Raw genomic sequence first — 21,147 nt, 5'->3', positions numbered from 1 at the left:
GGAGCTCTCGTTGTATCTGACTAGTGAGCGTGGCATTAGCTAGAGCAGTTCTGTAAGTAACTGGTCGAGAGTCGTCATCAGTTTCTGATTTTTCCCCGTATTTAATGCATCAGCATGAGGGGCTTTAAATAGCCCCGAATCATTATCAAAATACTTCCCTGAAGCGTTAGAAAACTCTTCCGATAGTGCCGCTCGGCATAAGATATCAGCGCCAATCCCTAAGTCATTACCTTCCAAACCATACGCATCTTTAACCAATTTACTGCCAAGAAATGAGGCCGGATTAACGGGAATGATTAGAGGCCCTTGATCTCTTAATTGGTGCGCAAGATGGATTGACCACATCGTTAACGCCAATTTACTTTGTGCGTAGATGGGGCCATCTAAAGCGTCAGGATTTGGGCTGACAAGTGCCTCGAGATCGACCGATGACTGAGCGGCTGAAGATAGATTGACGATGCGACCGTTGGCATCAAAAAGTGGTAGCAGCTTTTGAGTCAGCAAATAAGGGGCAATGGTGTTGACGCTAAATCGGACATCGAGATTGTCTTTGGTGGTGATCTCGGAAACCTTGTAGACGCCAGCGTTGTTAATGAGTACATCGAGCTGTTCATGCTTCGACTTTATTTGGTTGGCGAGGGCTTCAACCTCAGAAAGAGAAGAGAGATCAGCAACATAACTTTCGATAATCGCATCCTTGGACAATCGAGAAAGGCCGGTTTCTACTTTGCTGAGTTTTGTTGGGTTACGTCCATGGATAAGGATGTGATGCCCTTGTTGGGCTAACATTTTCGCGGTCTCTAAACCGATACCATCTGTCGCACCTGTAATCATGATCTTTTTTCGCATCTTCCTTCCTTGAATAAAGAGTCCGGACAACTTTTATAACAAAGTTTGATTGCACAAAGTTTCTACTACTTCACATGCTGAGATATAGAAAGTACGGATGTGTATTGCTATTGAGAAACCGTGAAACAAGGGTGTGGTTTTTCATTTTATTTTCTTGATATCGAATAAAGCTCAAATCAAAAAAGCCTCAACCAGCTAATGGTTGAGGCTTGGTCGTATTAGCCTTGTTTCAGCCTATTTAGGCCAGTTTGACGTTGTAATTATTATACCTAAGAGCGGCTTAGTGAGCGTGCTCGTGTGAATCTTGGTACAACTCAGCGTCGACTTCTTCGCCTTTGTTTGGACGAGGAACAATCTCAAAAGAGGTGTCAGCTTCTGTCAGTGAAGACAGCAGTTTGTTAAGCGATGTTTTGTCACCTTTCACTCCTGCTTGTCCGTCTTCTAACAGTTTTCCTAGGCTTGTTTTCTTAAGTACGATATCAGACACGTCAGACTTATTGATGATCAGTGTTGTATCCGCATCTTGCAGCTCGTTCACTTGAATGTTGTTCAGGTTACCGTTAGACATCTCAACGTAGTAGAACTCTTGCACATCAGGCAGCTGAATATTCAACGTAAATGGTGTTTCTTGCGCCTTCAATGAATCCACTTTTACGGCTAAGTAATCCAGCAAGTTTTCGATGGTCATGTTCGCCAAGACATCCGGAGAAGCCGTTTTTGGTGCGCCCGGTTGTGTGCCGATACGCAGTTCTTGAGCACCCGTTAGGTAGATGTTTCTCCAACCTGCACCTTCTGATTGGTAGCCTAGCTGTTCATAAGTATCGGCCAGTAAACCACGCGCTTTTTTGTTCTCGGGTTCCGCTTGGACAACCTTGTTCAGTGCTGTTGCAACGAAGCGATATTCACCTTCTTGGAAATCTTGCTGCGCTTTCTCGATCACCGCGTCACTGCCACCCATGTATTCAACAAACTTAACCGACTCTGGGTGAATTTGTAGCGGGTTCAGATTGGCTGGGTTCATGTCGAAGTAGCCAAGGTACATGTTGTACACCGCACGAGCATTGTGAGAGTAAGTACCGTGGTAACCATTGGTGTGCCAAGACTGTTGAATGCTGTCTGGCATGACTTTGTAGATCTCGTCGCCAATGTCTTGCAGAACAACACCATTGTTCGCAAGGCGAAGTGTTTGGTTATGAGTGAAACCGTAAGCGTCACGCTGCATTTTTAGGTAGTCAGAGATTTCTTGTTCGCCCCAAATTGGCGATGAGTGAGAGGCAAATAGCACCTCGGTATCTTCACCCCAAGTGACCAACATCTCGTTGATTTTCTTAGACCACTTCAAGCCATCACGTACTTTTGCACCACGCAATGTGTAGAGGTTGTGCATGCCTTGATACGTTAGCTCACCAGTCCAAAGTGCCTTCATGCTCGGAATGTAGGTCACCATTTCTGATGCCGCTTCAGTGCCTGATGCATCCATGAATTGCATCTCTAGGCCGTCGATAACCAGCGTTTCAATTTCTTCGTTGTGGTTAAGTTCGTAATCCGGCAATACGTAAGTGATGGTGCCAGTCGACAAGCCTTTCGCGAGTGCCGCATCCACAATACCGTGCTCATGACGATTCAGTGTTGCGCCATATTGATAAGCGGTACGTCGAGACATCGCATTACCTGCCAGTACGTTTTCGTCGACGATTTCTTTCGTGATGTTTTTTGAACCGTACACTTTTACGTCTGGGTAGGCCTCTTTGATTGCTCGTGCACCACCAAAGTGATCGGCATGTGAGTGTGAGTAAATCATCGCTACGACAGGTAAGTCGCCACCATCAGGCACGTTGTTCTTGAAGAACTTTAATGACTTAGCCGCGGATTCTTTTGTGAGAAGAACGTCGTAAGCAATCCAACCATTGTCACTGCGGATGAAAGATATCGACGCCAGATCAGCACCACGAACTTGATACACTTTGCCCGGGACAACTTCGTACAAACCTTCAGCAGCTTGGTTCAGCACGGCTTGACGCCAAAGCGAAGGGTTCACTGAATCGGGCGCTTGATCGGCATTGTTCACGCTAGGGTCGATGAAGTTGAAGCTGTTACGAATAATATCGCCAGTTTCTTGATCGAAGCTCGCAATCAACCCTTTGTTGTTATTGTCGAACGCGCGAGTGTCTTCGAAGTTCAGCGTTTTCGCGAATTTTTGGTTTGCTTTCGTCGTCATCTCGGTCGCATCTTTGCCACCCTGATCGCCGATATCGCTAAAGTGTGCGTGGTCATGGTTAGCTGCAATAGCAGGAAACGCAAGAGAGATTGCTAGGAACAGTGATGCATTTTTGAAAGTGCGTGATGGAGTCATAGGTGCCTCTTCAATTCGGGATTTCGTTTCGTTGAGGAAATTATATGCCTAAGACATATAGCAAAAAATAAAGTAAGCTTTAGTTAACACATCACGATTAGCTATGTATTGAGTCGTGCAATGGTTAGGGAACGAAGATAAAACCTGACCTATGATTGATTAAGAGCACATTGACAGGGAGAGTAACGGTGAGCGACATGGAAAAGTTGGATTTAAATCTACTGAGCGTGTTCTTAGAAGTGTATCGATTAAAGTCGATCACGCTTGCATCAGAATCGCTTGGTATGACTCAACCTGGAGTCAGTGGCGCTTTGAAACGGCTGCAAGCACAATTGGATACAGACCTTTTTATTCGAGAGGGTAGAGGTATAACACCGACCAATGCAGCGATGCAGTTGGCGTTACGTGTAGAGCCCGCATTGGACGGGATAACCAGCGCGGTCAGTACCTTAAAGCAGTTCGATAATCAGCAGCATCATGTGTTTCGAATTCTGGTCAACGAGATCGGTTTAACCAAGCTTCAGCCCCTTGTGGAAAAGGACGATACGCTTGGTAATATCTCAATTGAATTCAATATGGTGCCAAGCAATGAAGAAGATCTGCTGCAGAGTTTGAGCATGCAGCAAGCCGATTTAGCGATCGATATTCACTACCCACAAGTGAATGGCTATATGAACCAGCAAGTGATTGAAGATGAGCTCGTGCTGATCGCCAAGAAAGGGCATCCAAGGATTGATGGATCGGTAACGGAAGCGCAGTATTATCATGAGAAACACATCACCTTCAGAATGCGTCGCTCTCACCTTTACACCGCGGATTACTTTACAAAAAATCCGATACAGCAGCGAAAAGTCAGTTCCGAATGTGATTCATTGATGACGATGTGTGTGTTGGTCTCTGGCTCCGACTGTGTTGGTAGCACATCTAGAGGTTTTGCTAATCAATTTGCGGAGCGATTCCAACTGCAAGTGCTCGAGCAACCTTTTGAGGTCTTGCCGATGAAACAGTATATGATTTGGCATAAACGAACAGACTTAAACACGGCACATCAATGGTTAAGAACCAAGATTCAACAATACATGACGAGCTCTCAAAGTTGTTAACGATTCAATGAAAAACGGCTTCCATTTGGAGGCCGTTTTTGTCTCTGTTACTTGAGGGTTTTAATTAGGTTTTTGGGATTCAATCAACTTATTGTGCGCGTTTCTGACGAGCGGCTTTGAGCATTTTCATTGGCGACATTCCTGTCACCAACATGGTGCCGGTGATAACCAGAATTGAACCAACAATCGTATTGATGCCAATTGCTTCATCTAAGAACAAGTTACCCCAGAGAATACCAAATACCGGAATGATGAAGGTCACGGACAGGGCTGAAGGTGCGCCGAGTTCAGAGACGAGATTGAAGTAAAGTAGATACGCTAACCCAGTACATACCGCGCCTAATAAGATAACCGACGTAGTGATCGTAACGTCGGGTGTTTCTCTCATCGGAATAAAGAATACAAATGGCAAAACCAGCAACACCGCAGCCCACATGCTGCCATGAGCATTGTTGAATGCCTCAACTTTAGGGGCTTGTTTGGTATAGTTTGACGCTATTCCGTAGCTAAAGGCCGCCATCACTGCTGCAAAGATAGGAAGCATAGCCTCACGGCCAATGTTCATCGCATCCCAACCGACTAACACGCCAACTCCCGTTACCCCAATCCCAAGTCCCAATAGAACTTTCGCCTCGAGTGCTGTTTTAGTCCATATCGCACCAATGATTGCCGCCCATATTGGCGCGGTAGAGTTCAAGATGGCGAGTGTCGAGGCGTTAAGTGTCTGCGCGGCATAAGCGAAAAGCAAAAAAGGAAGTGTGGTGTTAAACAGCCCGAGAATGAAGAAGTGTTTAGCGTGATCATGAAAAGAGAGCTTCTTTTTTAAATAGAAAGAAACTAAAAGCAGAGTAAGTGCTGCAAACAGAACTCGCGCTTCAATTAAGACTGCGGGCCCTAATGGATTGGCCGCCATTCTCATGAAAAGAAACGAGCCTCCCCATATAGCCGCAAGTAGTATCAGTTTTAAAAAGCTCACAGTTTGAATCTCTGATTGTGTAAAACCTGACTATGGAGGAAAGATAACTATTACACAAACATAGATGCCAATACTGTGCAGTTATGGACATAAAATCGAGCCCGTTAATCAGGAACAATTTCGATGAATTTCGTTCTGTTTATTGTTCCTTATTTGATGAGTAATCTAGCGTTAAACATCAAACTTAGGCAAACAAAATGAAGATTGAACACATCGCAATTTGGACCAAAAAACTCGAAGTACTAAAGCGATTTTATGAAGATTATTTCGGCGCGACATCGAACTCAAAATATCACAACCCAACTAAAGGGTTTTCTTCATACTTCCTCTCGTTTGAAACGGGAAGTCGCTTAGAGATCATGGAAATGGATTCTGTGCCTGAATCGAAAGATGACATTTATGACCAGTTCACAGGCTTCATTCACATGGCGATATCACTAGGTTCGGAACAGGCGGTCGATCAACTGACTCAACGCTTGGTTGAAGACGGCTATGAGCGCTTAGATGGCCCAAGAAGAACAGGTGATGGCTATTATGAGAGCTGTGTGATCGATCCTGATGGTAATCGTTTGGAACTTACCGTTTAATGTAGAGACTTAATTGAGTTACTCATCTACTAACGGAACTGAGGTATGACAATGATGAAGCTTGCTGTGACTTTCCTTTTTAGTCTTGGGCTTATGGGATGTGCTACCTCAGAACCGGTGTATGAGCAGGAGACGGACTCGAAACCTGAACCATCACAACCCATAGGTTACCTCGGTTTTAAAGCTCACCAAGAGTGGGCCATTCAATTTAACGACTGTACGGTCTATGATTTAACAGGCGCACAACCTTACCAGTGGTTTGATCGCACTTCAGCCTCTGTGAGCTGTTATACGTTTAAGCCAAACGATGCTATCAAGACTCTGTTGGTTTACTCCGATGCTGATTTCAACAGCAATAAACTCACTCCAATTGACCGTTTTCAAGAGTTGCAGGTATCAGAATCAGGCTGGGGCATTTTTCCTGCCGTCTACGAGACCAACGGCACCAATTGGCTGAAAGTCAAAGAGGGTTGGATTCACCTCACACTAGCCGATCAGACTTTGGTTCAGTTCTATCCCGGAACTCAAGACCAATCTAGCAAACACACACATGATCAATATTTTGAAGAGCACTGATCGTAACGCTGACTTTTGATTAGTCTGTAGTTCGATCAGAAAAAGATCGTTTAGTCATTGCTGAAACCGGTTTCAATCTGTATCTTTGCTTTTATTGAAATCGGTTTCAGGGCTGTAATGAGCTCTCTAATCCTGATCTTTTTCACGAATAACTTGTAGCGAGTAATGGTATGAACAACGAATTTCCGAACGATTTTTTATGGGGTGGTGCGGTTGCAGCACATCAACTAGAAGGCGGCTGGGATGCGAATGGTAAAGGTGTCAGTGTTGTTGATGTTTTAACAGCGGGCGCTCATGGTGTACAACGTCGAATCACTGACGGCGTGATCGACGGCGAAAACTACCCAAACCAAGTCGCTGTTGATTTCTACCATCGATACAAAGAAGACATTAAGTTATTTGCTGAGATGGGCTTTAAGTGCTTCCGAACCAGTATTGCTTGGACGCGTATTTTCCCAAATGGCGATGAAGCCGAGCCGTGTGAAGCGGGTTTAGCGTTTTACGATGATTTGTTTGATGAGCTGTTGAAATACGATATTCAGCCAGTGGTAACACTGAGTCACTTTGAAATGCCTTACCACCTAGCTAACGAATATGGCGGCTGGATGAACCGAAAAGTGATCGATTTCTTTGTTAAGTATTCAACTACGGTGATGGAGCGATACCAGCACAAAGTGAAATACTGGATGACGTTCAATGAGATAAATAACCAGATGAATACTTCGGCAGATATCTTTGGCTGGTTATGCTCTGGCGTGAAATTCCCACAGTGCGAAAAGCCGCAAGAAGCAATGTATCAAGCGGTCCACCACCAGTTTGTGGCAAGTGCTTTAGTGGTTAAGAAAGGTCACGAGATCAACCCAGATCTTCAGATCGGTGCGATGTGTGCGATGGTGCCTTTCTACCCTCGTTCTTCAAAGCCAGAAGATATCATGGTGGCACAGCAAGCGATGCGTGATCGTTACTTCTTCTCGGATGTGATGGTGCGTGGTCACTACCCAAATTACGCTAAGCGTGACTGGGCAATCAAAGGCTTCAATATTGAAATGCAGCCAGAAGATGAGCAAATCTTGAAAGAAGGTAAAGCGGATTACTTAGGCTTTAGCTACTACATGTCGAATACCTTGGATTCTTCTTCGCATCAGTCAACCGAAGAAGCGATGGACGGCGGTCATGAGAACTCGGTCGATAACCCATTTATCCAGTCTAGCGATTGGGGCTGGCCAATTGATCCAACAGGTTTACGTTTCTGTTTAGCGTCTCTGTATGAACGTTATGAAGTGCCATTGTTTATTGTTGAGAACGGTTTTGGCGCTGTTGATACCATTGAAGAAGATGGCAGCATTAATGATGACTACCGCATTGCTTACCTTGGTGACCACATCAAAGAGATGAAAAAAGCCGTAGCGATTGATGGCGTTGACTTGATGGGCTACACCCCTTGGGGCTGTATCGACTTAGTTTCATTCACCACGGGCGAGATGAAAAAACGCTACGGATTCATTTACGTAGATAAGCACAACGATCAATCTGGCTCACTAGAACGCAAACGCAAGAAGTCGTTCGAGTGGTATAAAGGCGTGATTGCATCTAACGGTACCACTATTTAGAATGCATTTCCCAGCGCAGTTATGTGAACTGTGAGCTGTCATTTTGCAATGAATTAGTCGGCCTATGTCGGCTAATTTTTTATAAAGGAAAAGAAGCGAATGGTAACCATGCTTGATGTCGCGAACCGCGCAGGCGTATCTAAATCGACCGTTTCTCGTGTCTTAAATGGCAAGAACATCGTGCGCCCAGATGTGGTGAAAAAGGTATTCGATGCGATTCAAGAAACAGGTTATCGACCGAACTTGTTGGCTCAGCAATTGGCGACCAAGAAGACCAATTTCATCGGCTTTGTAATCACCAATGAGTTGTTCAATGGCCCTTACTTTTCTTCCTTGATGTATCACGCGGCTTCTTATAGCGAAAAGTCGAATCACCAATTGGTGATCACCGATGGCAAACACAGCGCTGAAGACGAAAGAAAGGCGATCAACTTCCTGCTGGATATGAAGTGCGCGGGCATCATCATCTATCCGCAATGCTTAACCGAAAGCGAGATTGCAAAGATCATCGAAAGTACTGACACACCGATTCTGGTACTCAACCGAGAAATGCCGTCGAAGCCTAATCATGCCATTACCACCGACCATTATCAGAGCGCTTGTTTGATGGTTGAGCACATCATCGAGCAAGGCCATACAGACATTGCAGTGATTCGTGGTAAAGCCGGTTCTTCGACCGATGAGTTGCGTTACCAAGCCTATCAAGATGTGCTAACTAAACAGGGTATTGCATTGGATGAGTCCAAGGTTGTTCAAGGTGATTGGACGATGGAGAGCGGTTATCATGCGGCTCAGGCTCTGGTAAAAAGCAAAGCAACATTCACCGCTATCTTGTCTGAAAACGATGACATGGCGATTGGTGCGATTAAGGCGTTAACCGAACTTGGGTACTCATTGCCTCAAGATGTTTCTATCGTTGGTTTTGATAACAGCAAAGTGGGGGCGTTTTTAACGCCAAGCTTAACGTCTGTCAGTGTGCCATTAGAGCAAATGACGCAAAAGGCGATCCTGCAAATTGTCGGTGAAACAGAGCAAGCGACCACCATCAATACCACTGGCAGTTTGGTGTTACGTGATTCGATAGCGAAGCTAAATTAGCACCGTTCGAATTTCATATTTCACCTACAAAAAGTGACGAGCTGCGCATCTCTTAAACCAAGCTCAAACACTCCTTATTCACTGTTATTTAGATGTGCGATATTGCGTTTTTTGGTCGATGAATTGACCACCATTAGTTAAGTAATGTGAAACTAGCTAAGTAATATGAAAATAGCTGAGTGATGCGAGAACAGGTAAGTAACGTGAAAACAGAAAAACAAAAAATGCTAGCAGGCGAACCTTATCAGGCTTGGGATAAAGAGCTTTATGCCGCTCGTATCGAGTGTCGTAAGGTGCTTCAAAAACTCAATAACAGTATTCCTGACACTCCTGAATGGGAAGCGGCAACGCAAGAGCTCATTCCGGGCTGTGAAAACGCGCATCTAGAACCTCCATTTCGTTGTGACTACGGCTCGAACATCAAGCTGGGCAAGAACTTCTACGCTAACTTTAACTGCGTGATTTTGGATGTGGCTGAAGTGACCATTGGCGACAATGTGCTGCTTGGTCCGAACGTTCAAATCCTGACCGCAGGTCACCCACTCGATGTGAAAGGCCGTGTAGAAGAAGGCGTTGAGTTTGGCACGCCAATTAACGTTGGTGACAATGTTTGGTTAGGTGGTGGTGTGATCATCTGCCCTGGCGTGACCATTGGCGAAAACAGTGTGATTGGCGCGGGCAGTGTGGTAACTAAAGACATCCCAGCCAATGTGGTTGCAGTCGGTAACCCATGTAAAGTGCTGAAATCGATCGATAACGGACAATAATCAGATGTAAATGACGAAGCCCGAACCTAGGTTCGGGCTTTGTTTTTTCTATCCTTGCTAGATGCTAGATGCTAGATGCTAGATGGAACAGCTTGTTGTGCTTGCTTCTTATCTAACGCACCACTGAATCGAGTCAGAACAAGAGCGATCAAAACGATCACCGCACCTACCCAAGGGGTGTTCATTAATCCAGATTTCGCGACAATCAAACCACCGCCCCATGAGCCCAATGCAATACCGACGTTGAAGGCGGCAATGTTCAATCCAGAAGCGACATCGACTGCGTCTGGTGTGTATTTCTCAGCCAGTTTCACAACATACACTTGTAGCCCCGGAACGTTACCGAATGCGAATGCACCCCAAACCAAAATGGTGGCAACAGCTGCGTAAGGGTTTACTGCGGTAAAGTTGAATACCACAAGTACCGCGGCTAAACCAGAGAAGATAACGGTCAGCGCTTTAATCGGGCCCATCTTGTCGGCCATTTTACCGCCCCAGATGTTACCTACCGCGACTGACACACCGTAAACCAACATGATTAAACTGATTGAGCTCGAATCAAATCCTGATACATTTTCCAGTATTGGAGCAAGGAACGTAAACGCTGTGAATGTGCCGCCATAACCCAGTGCTGTGATAGCGTAAACCAACAGTAAGCGTGGTTGAGTTAGAACCTTTAGTTGTGCTGAAATCTTGGCCGCTGGTGGTTGCTTAAGGTTGTTTGGAACCAAGATAGCGCTACCGATAAGAGCAATAAGACCAAGCAGAGCAACGATCAAGAAGGTCGCTTGCCAGCCAAAGGTTTGGCCGATATAAGTGCCCAGTGGTACGCCGGTTACCAATGCAACCGTTAAACCGGTAAACATGATCGCAATGGCACTGGCTGCTTTATCTTTTGAAACCAAACCTGTCGCGATGGTCGATCCAATCGAGAAGAACACACCATGGGCAAGGCCAGTCAAAATTCGTGCGGCGATCAGCGTGTTATAGCCTGGAGCTTGCCACGCCAATAAGTTACCAATGACAAACAATGCCATCACGGTTAGCAACACCGCTTTACGATTCCATTTGCCGGTTAATGCCGTTAATACTGGTGCGCCAATAGCAACGCCAAGCGCGTATAAACTGACTAATAGGCCTGCCGATGGCAGTGATACATTCAAGTCGCTCGCCATGGTAGGAATCAAGCCTACGATGACAAACTCTGTGGTTCCGATGGCAAAGGCGCTGAGCGTCAATGCAAGTAATGCTAGTGGCATAATCATCTCTCTTACTGTTCTTTGTTAAATACCGAGCGCGATAAAATGGGGCAGCTTGTGACAGCAATAGGAGCGCTTCGTTTGATGGCGAGGATTATCTAGCAAAATATATTTGTGAAAAATGCCATCATTAACAAATAACCTTTGTGAAATTTGCAATAATTAAAGAGTTAGCCGATCATTGGATTAAGCTGATGAGATCGAAAAGACTCAGATGATTTGAGCTGTGATGAGCACAAGCGAGATGACATTAAACAAAATGAAGATAGCGAAGGAGCCTCATGTTAACCCGTTCAGATGATTTAGAAATGGTACTCACCGTTGTCGATGCTGGTGGTTTTTCTGCGGCGGCAGAGGCGTTGGATGTGCAGGTCGCCAAGGTGTCTCGTTCGGTGAGTAAGGTTGAGTCGCAACTCGGCGTCTCAATATTCAACCGAACAACGAGACGCGTGGAATTGACGGAGGAAGGGCGGCAGTTTGTCGATTCAGTCAGGGTGGGATTACAGATGATCCAGAGCGCGGAAGAAGAAATCGTGTCGCGCGGAGAGTTGCCAAAAGGTCGTTTAAGAGTCGATGCCGCCAGTCCATTCGTATTCCATCAGCTAGTGCCGTTGGTGCAGTCATTCAAAGAGGCTTACCCAGACATTGAGTTGGAACTCACTTCCAACGAAGGCTTCGTTGATCTTCTCGAAAAGAGAACCGATGTTGCGATTCGAATCGGTAAGTTGTCCGATTCAACATTGCACGCTCGACCGTTAGGAAAAAGTTTACTCCATATTGTGGCGTCACCTGATTATCTCGCTAAGCGTGGGCTACCCACCAAACCTGAAGATTTGAGTTCGCATCAAATTGTGGGATTTGCGGGTAACAAAGTGCTTAACCATTGGCCTTTACCAAACCAAAGTGACGTCGCGCCTACTGTGACAGCCAGTAATGGTGAAACCGTGCGTCAACTAGTCTTAGCTGGAAATGGGATTGCTTGTCTGTCGGGGTTTATGGTGCAGGAAGATATGGCAGCAGGGCGTCTAATCCCTATTCTGGAACAAGACAAACTTGCGAATACAGATCGAGAGCGAGTGAATGCGGTTTACTACAAGTCGTCCTCTGTCTCTAAACGTATCTCGGCGTTTATTGATTTTATACAGCCCCGTTTGAGCTTGTAGGGAAGAATGAAACACTCTTTAGCAGCACACAGCCAAACCGTTATTTGAATCGTTTGAGAACGGGTATTCGTATCAATGTTTAGAGAGCACATATTGTTGTATTGAGATTCGATAGGTGGATGTGATCTCAATAGCGTTTACTGACTTTCAGTGTTTAAAACCCACCCGCCCAAGCATCGAAGTCATCAATATTGTCGAGTTCTTGCTGGCTTCTTGGCGCAGGGTAATAAGGCAAGGCTAACCTTTGAGCGGAAGGTTGCAGTTCCCAATCGGGCGTAATCTTAAGTCGGGTTAACTCATCGTTGAGGCGCACAAACATATAGTAGCCATCGGCATGGGTATTGGCGTAACTCGCGATTGTTGCGATATCACCAGAAGGTAATTTTACGTATCGACCCAGTGGATAGAGCTGGTGCAATGCGAAACTCACTTTGGGATCTTCAAGTTTGCCTTGCTTAAAGCGTTCTAATCCGATGGCGGTTGAAGTAGTGCGCGGCTTCCACCCCGTGAGGAACAATCCACTCAAGTTATCTTGGAACGGTTTACCCTTTCGATTGCCTTCATTGGTAATGAATTGAACCGTCAGCGTGTCTCCAGATTCTTGCAGAATTTCTAAAAACTGTTCACCAGTGCGATCGACCAAAAGCTTCATAATATCCAGCTACCATCAAGAATGAGAGACGATAAAGGGTACTACTTTAGGGGAGGCTTGTGTAGAGACGGTAAAGCTTACGTCGCGTGAACAATGTTTTCGGTGTTGATCCTTTCATGCCCTTAGAGCAACAACAGCTTTAACGCTTACGCAAGTAATGAGTTTGCACTATCTCATCAAGGTACGTCGTGACGCCTTTCAACGTAAAGTCGACGGGAGATACTAAGTCACCAAATAACGGGGACCCACCACCAAGCACGACAGGAATGGTCGAGATGATCAGCTCATCAATCAGGTCTTCTTTCATGAAGTTTTGAATGGTAATGCCGCCATCAATGTACAAGTTCTTTAGGCCTTTGTTATTCAAATCCGCGACAATCTGTTTAAGCTCGCCCTTCATCAAAAATACTTTACCTTCAAGCTCTTGAGGTACTTCATTTAAAGTGTTGCTCAGTACATAGACTGGCTTGCTGTAAGGCCAATCAATGCCAAAGCTCAACACCATGTCCATTGTATTACGTCCCATGACCAGTGCATCGATATGATCAGTATGAGCGTTGTAACCCATGTCGTCACCGTCTGGATTTGGAATCGCTTGCAGCCAATCTAAGCCACCTTGCTTGTCTGCAATGTAACCGTCAAGGCTGGTTGCGATGAATACAATATTTGACATTTTTAACTCCGATATCAATGAGAAACTTGGCATCTACACGGTAATAAATTAAAATATTCTACAGTGTAGAAATAAAGTTTAAGAGGTGACGGTATGACTGTCAAGGATCAGAAACGAGGTCGACCAAAGAGTGGATCAAGCCAACTCAGCGCAGAGAGAATTCTCACTATTGCTAAAAGCATGATGCGAGAGAGTGGCAAAGTGCCAAGTGTTCGAGGGTTGGCGACGGAACTCGGGGTCGATGCGATGGCTATATACTATTACTTCAAAAACAAAAACGATCTGCTTGAGGCAATCACAGTTTCTTTGATTGAAGAAGTGGCACAGCCAGAGCTGAATCAAGACTGGCAAGATAACCTATATCGGCTCAGTGTGAGTTACTTGTCGATGCTCAACGAATATAGAGGCTTGTTAGAGACCTTATTGACCATGAAATCCCTCGGGCCAATGGAAGTATTTAGTGAACGCTTTGAAGCGGTGTTGAGCCCGTTAGCGTTAACCGATGAGCAAACCAAAAACGCGCTGGATTTGCTGGTGGATTATTTACACGGCTACGCTCTGGCGTTGAACTGCAACCCAGACCGAACTGAACTCACCATTGAAATGGTCGAAAAGCCGCTGAGTTTATACTGTTTAGCACTCACTCAACTTAAGTGATCTGTAGGCAATTTACTGACCTTTAAATTTATACTGGATAATTACCTATAAATTTCAGGCTTTAGCAGTAATAATCAATGAATAGATCGGAATAGCTTGTTCATTGAAAAGCTGTCCGGAAAGTTTCTAAAGACGCCATCGTGAAAAGGAAGTCAGATACATGCCTGTGCTCCAACGCATCAGTTTAACGTTAATCTTAATCGCCGTTTTAGGTGGGTGTTCTTCACTTCCTGAAGGCATCGATCATCCAACAGAACCGCCAACCTCTCCTGCACCTAGTTCTTTATCGGTTCTAACCAATGAATTTCAGCCTGAAGCTTTAGATCAAGGCACTACTGCGGTTCGTCTGCAAGAGTCTGGTTGGGATGCTTTGGCACAGCGATTGGCGTTGGTTGAAAGTGCAGAGCACACCATTGATATTCAATATTACATCTGGAACTCTGACGAATCGGGCAGGTACCTAGCGAGTCGTTTGTTAGCAGCTGCTGATCGTGGTGTTAAGGTGCGAGTCATGCTCGACGACATTAACCTCAATGAGCGTGAAGGCTTATTATCAGCACTGGATGCACACCCGAACGTCGAGATCCGAATCTTCAACCCAACACCAACACGCCGTGGCTTTAGTAAGTGGTTGAGCTTCCTTGGTGATTTCTCTCGCTTAAACCGCCGTATGCACAACAAGTCGTTTACTGTCGATGGCACCTTGTCTGTGGTTGGTGGGCGTAATATTGGTGATGAATACTTCGACCTTTCTGATGAAATCAATTTCCGAGATCGCGATGTATTGGTGATGGGCTCAGTCGTTACCACTATCCAAACCAGCTTTGTCGAGTACTGGAATAGCCGTTGGTCTTACCCTGTCGATATGCTGGGTGATGACGAACAACCTGATCTCTCAAAGATAGATAATATTGTCGTTCCGCATTATCAAAATTACCCTGAGTTACCATTAGATCGTAAGGCTGCGGATAGCTTACTGAAAGAGGTGATTGGTGAGATGACATGGGTGAATGCGCGTTTTGTTTACGATCAGCCCGTCCCTGACGATTCAGACAATACCGATGAACCGAAAGCGACCGCGATTCTTCTAGGGAAACTGGCGAGCGAATCGAAACAAGAGATCTTGTTGGAATCGGCTTACCTTGTATTCGATGATGGTCAGCTTGAAGAGTGGCAGGTATTGAACAACAAGGGCGTTGAGATAAAAGCGCTAACGAACTCTATGGCCTCTAATGATCTGGTGACTAATCACTCCGCTTATGCGGGCAGACGTTACGACATGTTGGATCATGGCATCGACCTGTTTGAGCTAAAACCAGAATCTAAGCTGTGTGAAGCATCGACTCAAGACGTGTCTAAATGTGCACCTGAGACGGCCTATGGCTTGCACGCTAAATCAGTCGTATTCGACCGCAGCATCGCGAGCATCGGCTCATTTAACTTCAACTTGCGCTCTACCTATCTCAATACTGAATCGGTTTTGATCATCGAGAACAAAGAGATTGCTGAAACGTTAGCTGACACCATTGAGCAAGCGATGAGTGAAGATAATAGCTGGCGCTTGGAACTGGAAGACGGTGATGTGTATTGGTATTCAGGCGAGAAAAGCTGGGACAGCGAACCAGAAACGGGTAAGTGGGAACGAATGCAGTCTGGCTTCCTACAATTGTTACCGATTGAGAAATATCTGTAAGCTAGCCGCCTCTGGATAAATAAAAATGTCAGCGTATATTACGCTGACATTTTTGTTTGTGCTGCTGTTTGCTGTGGTTTGTTGCAAGCTCTTAACGGCTTAACGGCTTAACGGCTTAACGGCTTAACGCTTGGTCAGCTGCTTGCTGTTCAAGTAAGGCAGGATATGCGGGCGAGATTCGCCAGACAGCTTTTGAGTGATCTGTTGTGACCAACTGCTCTGCTTTTGGTTGCTTGAACGGCTTGCGTAGTAGCTCTGCATTGAATCATCGTAGCTAGCAATGTCATCTAGGCTCAGCGGTTGGTATTGGTTTTCGTGCATGACTACGTGGGCAGGAAGGCGAGGTTTAACCTCTGGTTGTTGTGCAGGGTGGCCTAAACACATCCCGAACAACACGGCAGTGTGCAGTGGCAGTTCTAACAGTTCATCGACTTGTTGTGCGCTGTTACGCAGCCCGCCAATGTAAACGCCACCCAAACCTAGAGACTCAGCAGCCAGCATGCAGTTTTGCGCCATGATGCCAGAATCTACCGCGCCAATCAGGGTCAGTTCAGTAAAGTCGGTTTTCACTTCAGGGTTGATTTGAGCGTGGCGTTGATAGTCGATACAGAACACCAAAAACTCTGCCGCGTTCTCAACGTAAGCTTGGTTACCTGCGTATTCGGCTAACAGTTTGCGCTTCTCTTTGTCTGTCACTCTCACGATAGAAACAGCCTGCAGTAAGCTCGATGACGAAGCCGCGAGACCAGCTTGAATAATCACATCAAGTTGTGCTTTTTCAATCGGTTGATTTGTATATTGACGAATGGAGCGGTGCCCCAGAATAGTTTCAATCGTGCTGTTCATAACTCTCAGACAGTCCTTGTGATGATGACGTAGAGAATCACAATAACGACAATTACCATGAGCGTAAAGGGTGTTCGAGCCTTTCTGGTTGGCAGAATGATATTCATGAATTTAAAAGGATTGCTGTCACAGCCAATCCTTTTTTGTACGGTTTCTTGCTAGAAGCGAATAACGCTCAAGAGTTCGCTTTAATGGCGAAGAGACAAAGTGATGAAGTGAACTCTGTTGGTCGAATAGCTGCCAGAAGGCTGAAATAGTCCTGAGTCAGCATTAATTTCACCATGGCCTAAATCTTGGTATTGGTAGCTCAATCCTAGATGTAAGTCGTTGGATATCTTCTTCTCAGCGCCGAATCCGATACGCCACTGTTTATCGAGCGGGAGTAACACATCTCTGTTTTGACTGCTTACAGGGCTCGTGTCACCGCTCACTCCGCTGTACAGCAACCAATCCTCGTATGCGTATTCCACACCAACCCCTAGAGAATAGGTGGTTGAGTATTTGTCATCATAATCTTGCCATGTCTCCATGTTGGAGCTGAGTAGAAGGTTTAAGTCTTCATTTAATGAATGCTTCAACCCTAAGTTTAAGCTTCGAACCCATGTTAGTTCAGAGCTAATGCCAAAAGCGTTGGCGTTATCAAGGGAAAGGTCGTGATCAAATTGGCCCTGATAACTGACACCCAATTGTGTGTTGTCACTGATGTGGTGATTGATACTCAGGCCGAATCCTAGGTCGAGGCTATCTCCTTGAAGCTCTCGACCATTCAATGCTTGAGTTTCAAGCGCTGCGTGCTGCAATATCAAAGAACCACCAAGAGACAGTTGTTCATTGACCTGATATGACAATGACGACGTAAAGTTGAGTGCCGAAATGCTATTTTCTTTGATCAATAAAGCAGGGTGTGCGCCAACGCCGTGTGAGTATTTAACGCCAGTGCCGCCAGCTGCGTGCAATGCTGCGCCGACGACCCATTGGTCATTGAGCCTTGATGCGTAAGACAAATGAGGGAGAACATCGGCGCTGCTTCCTGTGGTCGAAGCCGAGTTATCGTCACGGACAAAAGTGGTTTCAACATCGAGGTATTGAACGCCGAGAATCCAAGCGCTTTCTTCAATAGCCGATAACCCCGCAGCATTGGTGATCACGGCGGATGCATCGTTCACGGTTACGTTTCCTGCGCCGGCTGTGCCAACGCTTTTGGTTGTCGCAATCTGAGATAGGTTTAATCCACCCGCGTGAGCGAGAGAGCTGACTATCCCTGTTACTAACAGAGACAGTGTGATGAAAGGTGTTTTCAAGAATAGAACCTCATTTTCAGTGTATGAGTTATGTTTCCAGTAATTTGGGTGATGTTTCTAGCAGTTCGAGCCATGCTCTTAGAGAGAAGTCATTGCCACGAGCGAACACTAAGAACGCCGTGGCAATTGACTTGATCGACTTAATTGCCTTAGTTGGATTAATCGAAGTAATTAACTTAATTGAGGCTAGAGCTTTTCAACTTGTGGCAGTGGATATTCATTGTCGAGAACGGCTTGAGTTGGCTCATACAGGCGCATGTGAAGATAGAAGTCATCTTGAGGCGCGGGTAGCCAGTTACACGTCGGATCGGACGGTTTTACGTATTGAATGCATATTGGCAAGGTGCCGTCTTCTGCGTATTTCAGCTCATCTTTACGATTGGTTGAAATGGAGTAGCGTTGAATGAAGTTCTCAACCATGAACAGGTTTTTAGCGTCGTACATGGTCAAAGACCAAAAGGCGTCAGCGGGTGCATCGGCAGGCATGGTCATTCGATATTGATTGGATCCCGACAGTTGCTCGCCATTCGAGTCTGTGTATCGATTTGGGTAGAGTGCTCGCTCTGGTACATTCAAACCAGCCGCACGCATATTGATGCTCGCTCGGCTCAGGTAATCATTTCCGTAGCGGCCACCCTCGTACATCATCGACCAGCCATTATTGACATCGCCGATGCTTCGACCAGCGTATTGAATGATCTGTTGTGAAGACTCAATCGCGCGCATTAGCCCTTTTTTCTGTGCTGAGGTTAGCGCTTCAGGGTTAAAGGGGGTCGATCCTCCAATACCAATTTGTTGGAATTGATCAACAATGGCAGCATCTTCTGGAATCGGGTTTTTTCGTAGTTCACGGTCAATTAGCGAATACCACTCTAGCCCTTCAGGCCTCGCCATGGGTGGGATACGACCTGTCGAAGCTTTGAGCTCTACGATGTCATGCTCTGCGCCGAGTTGATCGAGTGGGTAGCTGAGGAATTTATCGTGAATAACCAGTGCGTCATTGAGGTCTTGCTCGCCAAACACGCCCGTTCGTTGAATCAACCAAACCATAGGAGTGCGAGATTCTACGACACGATCAATTCCCTCTGGTACTTCACCAGCCCATCCTTTGTTGACCAAAAGCACTTTTGAACCTTGGTCGCCTACATTCTTCACGTGCAGATCTTCAATCGAATCTGAGTAAGCATCCAATAGCTGAACAATGTAGTAACGGTTATCGGTGCGAGGAATATCAATCACCATTGGACCTGATAAATCCAGATCGTAGTGAGCTTGTGAGTAGAGCGTATCGTTGTTGACGGTCGGTACAATCCTATCCTGAGGTCCGGATAGAACGCGTGTTTTACCCATCTCATTCAATGGTGCCATAGCGTTGTCCATCGGCGCATCAACAGATGTGGTCGTTTGCCTAACCGCAGCCACGGTTAATGGACCTGTACCATAGATAAATGCTTGAACACCTAGATTGTAAGCGAGCTCTTCTTCAGGATTAATAGATTGTTGGGCAAGGGATGGCATCGCGATAATACTGGATAAAGAACACACTAAACTGGTCAGTACACTTTTCTTATAGAGGAGCTTTCTCATAGAACACCTTAGATCGTAGGAACAGAATTAGGCATTTATCATATGAGCAAGTGAGATTAAGGAGTGTAATAGCCGATATTAAGGATGTTAATAGTCTAATTTTACCACTCAAGTATTTGTTTTAGTTAACATTATTTAGGGTGGTGAAGCGACTCTACGACGTGTGCAGGTAGGGGGCGTGAGGCGCTATTGTTTGATTGATTTTCGGTTGATATGTTGGCAAAAAAGTACGGGAATCGATATGAACACATCTACTTATCCTTTTAGCTTATTCATTAAAGCAGAAGGGGCTCAATGTAATTTGGATTGTAGCTACTGCTATTATCTTAATAGACAAGATGTCGATAAGAGGTCTTCAATGTCTCTGGACATGATGGAGAAAATTGTCGGTGCTCATATCGACGCGCAGCCAATGAAAGATCAGCAAGTGGACTTTATCTGGCATGGTGGCGAGCCTATGTTAAGAGGGCTCGATTTCTATGAAACGGCGATGAAAGCACAGGCAAGCAAAGCGACTACCAAGCTCGTCGTGAATACGATGCAGACCAATGGAACCATGATTAACGATCGTTGGGCGAGTTTCTTTGCTAAACACAATTTCATGATGGGCATTAGTATCGACGGGCCCAATATCCTGAATGACATCGCTCGGATCGACAAAAATGGCGAGTCGTCTTTTGAACGCACAATGCGTGGGATGTCTTATCTAAAGAAGCACAATGTTGATTTTAATACGTTAACGGTCGTGAACAATAAAACCTACAAACACGGTAAAACGATCTATCAGTTTTTGGTTGAAAATGGCAGTGGTTACATGCAGTTTCAGCCTTGTATCGATCATGAGTTGGACAGGCGAACAGGGCATGATTGGTCGTTAACCGGTGAGCAATGGGGGCAATTTCTTTGTGATTTGTTTGATGCATGGAGCGCCAATGATGTCGGTAAAGTGTATATCCAGTTTTTTGAAAACTGTCTAATGGTATTGATGGGTTACCAAAGCCAAATGTGCCATCACAGCGCGACTTGTGGACAGCAATTAATGGTTGAGCATGACGGCAATGTTTACAGTTGTGACCATTATGGGTATCAAGATCATCAACTGGGCACCATGAACAGTGATAAGCTTGCAACCATGGCGAGCTCACCAGAACAAATCGCGTTTGGCACCAACAAATATGAAGAGTTAAACAGCACTTGTCGACGTTGTGACTTTGTTGAACTCTGCCAAGGTGGTTGTCCTAAAAACAGAATAGCAACAATCGAAGATGGCAGTCCGATGAATCATTTATGCCAAGGGTATGAGATGTTTTTTCGTCACGCATTACCCAAATTATTGCCTATGGTAGAAGCGATGAAAAAAGGGTATTCGCCAGCGTACTTTCCACTTTTCTAAATCA

General features: G+C 45.5%; 19 protein-coding genes. 10 read left to right on the top strand and 9 right to left on the bottom strand.

Translation table 11 applies throughout. The annotated features are described in order from the left end of the window. Window positions 1-39: 39 nt before the first annotated feature. Window positions 40-849, bottom strand: a complete 810-nt coding sequence (locus tag ACED42_RS02120; RefSeq protein ID WP_041473017.1) for an SDR family NAD(P)-dependent oxidoreductase — start codon at window positions 847-849, stop codon at window positions 40-42. Window positions 850-1,129: 280 nt separating this feature from the next. After that, a complete protein-coding gene (locus tag ACED42_RS02115; RefSeq protein ID WP_371701212.1) occupies window positions 1,130-3,202 on the bottom strand; it encodes an alkyl/aryl-sulfatase in 2,073 nt (690 codons plus the stop codon). 188 nt (window positions 3,203-3,390) lie between these two features. Between ACED42_RS02115 and ACED42_RS02110 the strand changes: the two genes are divergently transcribed. Further along, entirely contained in the window at window positions 3,391-4,305 is a 915-nt protein-coding gene (locus ACED42_RS02110; RefSeq protein ID WP_371701210.1) for a LysR family transcriptional regulator, read from the top strand. Between the two features lie 88 nt (window positions 4,306-4,393). Here ACED42_RS02110 and ACED42_RS02105 read toward each other — a convergent pair whose 3' ends face one another. Further along, complete coding sequence (locus ACED42_RS02105; RefSeq protein ID WP_080518041.1) at window positions 4,394-5,281, bottom strand: DMT family transporter; 888 nt, start codon at window positions 5,279-5,281, stop codon at window positions 4,394-4,396. A gap of 197 nt (window positions 5,282-5,478) precedes the next feature. On the opposite strand from ACED42_RS02105, the gene ACED42_RS02100 reads away from it, so the two are divergent. From ACED42_RS02100 to ACED42_RS02080, 5 genes are all read left to right on the top strand, one after another. Further along, window positions 5,479-5,868 carry a VOC family protein gene (locus ACED42_RS02100; protein ID WP_371701208.1) on the top strand — a complete coding sequence of 130 codons (390 nt, stop codon included), beginning with the start codon at window positions 5,479-5,481 and terminating at the stop codon, window positions 5,866-5,868. A gap of 51 nt (window positions 5,869-5,919) precedes the next feature. After that, window positions 5,920-6,444, top strand: coding sequence for a hypothetical protein (locus ACED42_RS02095; RefSeq protein ID WP_102582586.1), 525 nt, complete (start codon window positions 5,920-5,922; stop codon window positions 6,442-6,444). Between the two features lie 170 nt (window positions 6,445-6,614). After that, window positions 6,615-8,054: a 6-phospho-beta-glucosidase gene (locus ACED42_RS02090; protein WP_017097569.1), complete on the top strand. Its 1,440-nt coding sequence runs from the start codon at window positions 6,615-6,617 to the stop codon at window positions 8,052-8,054. A gap of 99 nt (window positions 8,055-8,153) precedes the next feature. Continuing rightward, window positions 8,154-9,152: a LacI family DNA-binding transcriptional regulator gene (locus ACED42_RS02085; RefSeq protein WP_012600106.1), complete on the top strand. Its 999-nt coding sequence runs from the start codon at window positions 8,154-8,156 to the stop codon at window positions 9,150-9,152. Window positions 9,153-9,355: 203 nt separating this feature from the next. Then, window positions 9,356-9,919, top strand: a complete 564-nt coding sequence (locus ACED42_RS02080; RefSeq protein WP_004732276.1) for a sugar O-acetyltransferase — start codon at window positions 9,356-9,358, stop codon at window positions 9,917-9,919. Between the two features lie 71 nt (window positions 9,920-9,990). On the opposite strand, the gene ACED42_RS02075 is transcribed toward ACED42_RS02080, so the two are convergent. Beyond that, entirely contained in the window at window positions 9,991-11,178 is a 1,188-nt protein-coding gene (locus tag ACED42_RS02075; RefSeq protein ID WP_017067575.1) for an MFS transporter, read from the bottom strand. Between the two features lie 281 nt (window positions 11,179-11,459). On the opposite strand from ACED42_RS02075, the gene ACED42_RS02070 reads away from it, so the two are divergent. Continuing rightward, window positions 11,460-12,341, top strand: coding sequence for a LysR family transcriptional regulator (locus ACED42_RS02070; RefSeq protein ID WP_017064026.1), 882 nt, complete (start codon window positions 11,460-11,462; stop codon window positions 12,339-12,341). A 154-nt stretch (window positions 12,342-12,495) separates the two neighbouring features. On the opposite strand, the gene ACED42_RS02065 is transcribed toward ACED42_RS02070, so the two are convergent. After that, window positions 12,496-12,993 (bottom strand): hypothetical protein, encoded by a 498-nt coding sequence (locus tag ACED42_RS02065; protein WP_017099814.1) that lies wholly within the window; start codon window positions 12,991-12,993, stop codon window positions 12,496-12,498. 139 nt (window positions 12,994-13,132) lie between these two features. Beyond that, window positions 13,133-13,699 carry a dihydrofolate reductase family protein gene (locus ACED42_RS02060; RefSeq protein WP_102580030.1) on the bottom strand — a complete coding sequence of 189 codons (567 nt, stop codon included), beginning with the start codon at window positions 13,697-13,699 and terminating at the stop codon, window positions 13,133-13,135. Between the two features lie 60 nt (window positions 13,700-13,759). Here ACED42_RS02060 and ACED42_RS02055 point away from each other — a divergent pair, with 60 nt between their 5' ends. Then, window positions 13,760-14,323 carry a TetR/AcrR family transcriptional regulator gene (locus ACED42_RS02055; RefSeq protein WP_017097576.1) on the top strand — a complete coding sequence of 188 codons (564 nt, stop codon included), beginning with the start codon at window positions 13,760-13,762 and terminating at the stop codon, window positions 14,321-14,323. Window positions 14,324-14,483: 160 nt separating this feature from the next. Beyond that, complete coding sequence (locus ACED42_RS02050; protein WP_371701206.1) at window positions 14,484-16,016, top strand: phospholipase D family protein; 1,533 nt, start codon at window positions 14,484-14,486, stop codon at window positions 16,014-16,016. A gap of 123 nt (window positions 16,017-16,139) precedes the next feature. Here the strand turns inward: ACED42_RS02050 and nfsA are convergent, their stop codons facing one another. The 3 genes from nfsA to ACED42_RS02035 form a co-directional block, all read right to left on the bottom strand. Continuing rightward, window positions 16,140-16,862 carry an oxygen-insensitive NADPH nitroreductase gene (gene nfsA / locus ACED42_RS02045; RefSeq protein WP_108195048.1) on the bottom strand — a complete coding sequence of 241 codons (723 nt, stop codon included), beginning with the start codon at window positions 16,860-16,862 and terminating at the stop codon, window positions 16,140-16,142. A 188-nt stretch (window positions 16,863-17,050) separates the two neighbouring features. After that, window positions 17,051-18,163, bottom strand: a complete 1,113-nt coding sequence (locus ACED42_RS02040) for an OmpP1/FadL family transporter (RefSeq protein WP_371701204.1) — start codon at window positions 18,161-18,163, stop codon at window positions 17,051-17,053. 186 nt (window positions 18,164-18,349) lie between these two features. Then, a complete protein-coding gene (locus ACED42_RS02035) occupies window positions 18,350-19,750 on the bottom strand; it encodes a DUF1254 domain-containing protein (protein ID WP_017100596.1) in 1,401 nt (466 codons plus the stop codon). A gap of 241 nt (window positions 19,751-19,991) precedes the next feature. On the opposite strand from ACED42_RS02035, the gene ACED42_RS02030 reads away from it, so the two are divergent. Beyond that, window positions 19,992-21,143 carry an anaerobic sulfatase maturase gene (locus ACED42_RS02030; RefSeq protein ID WP_371701202.1) on the top strand — a complete coding sequence of 384 codons (1,152 nt, stop codon included), beginning with the start codon at window positions 19,992-19,994 and terminating at the stop codon, window positions 21,141-21,143. Window positions 21,144-21,147: the final 4 nt, after the last annotated feature.

Source organism: Vibrio sp. FF145, assembly GCF_041439075.1.
Classification (GTDB): domain Bacteria; phylum Pseudomonadota; class Gammaproteobacteria; order Enterobacterales; family Vibrionaceae; genus Vibrio; species Vibrio tasmaniensis_A.
Note: the sequence above shows the minus strand (reverse complement) of the source record. Positions and strands in the feature narration are given on the sequence as shown.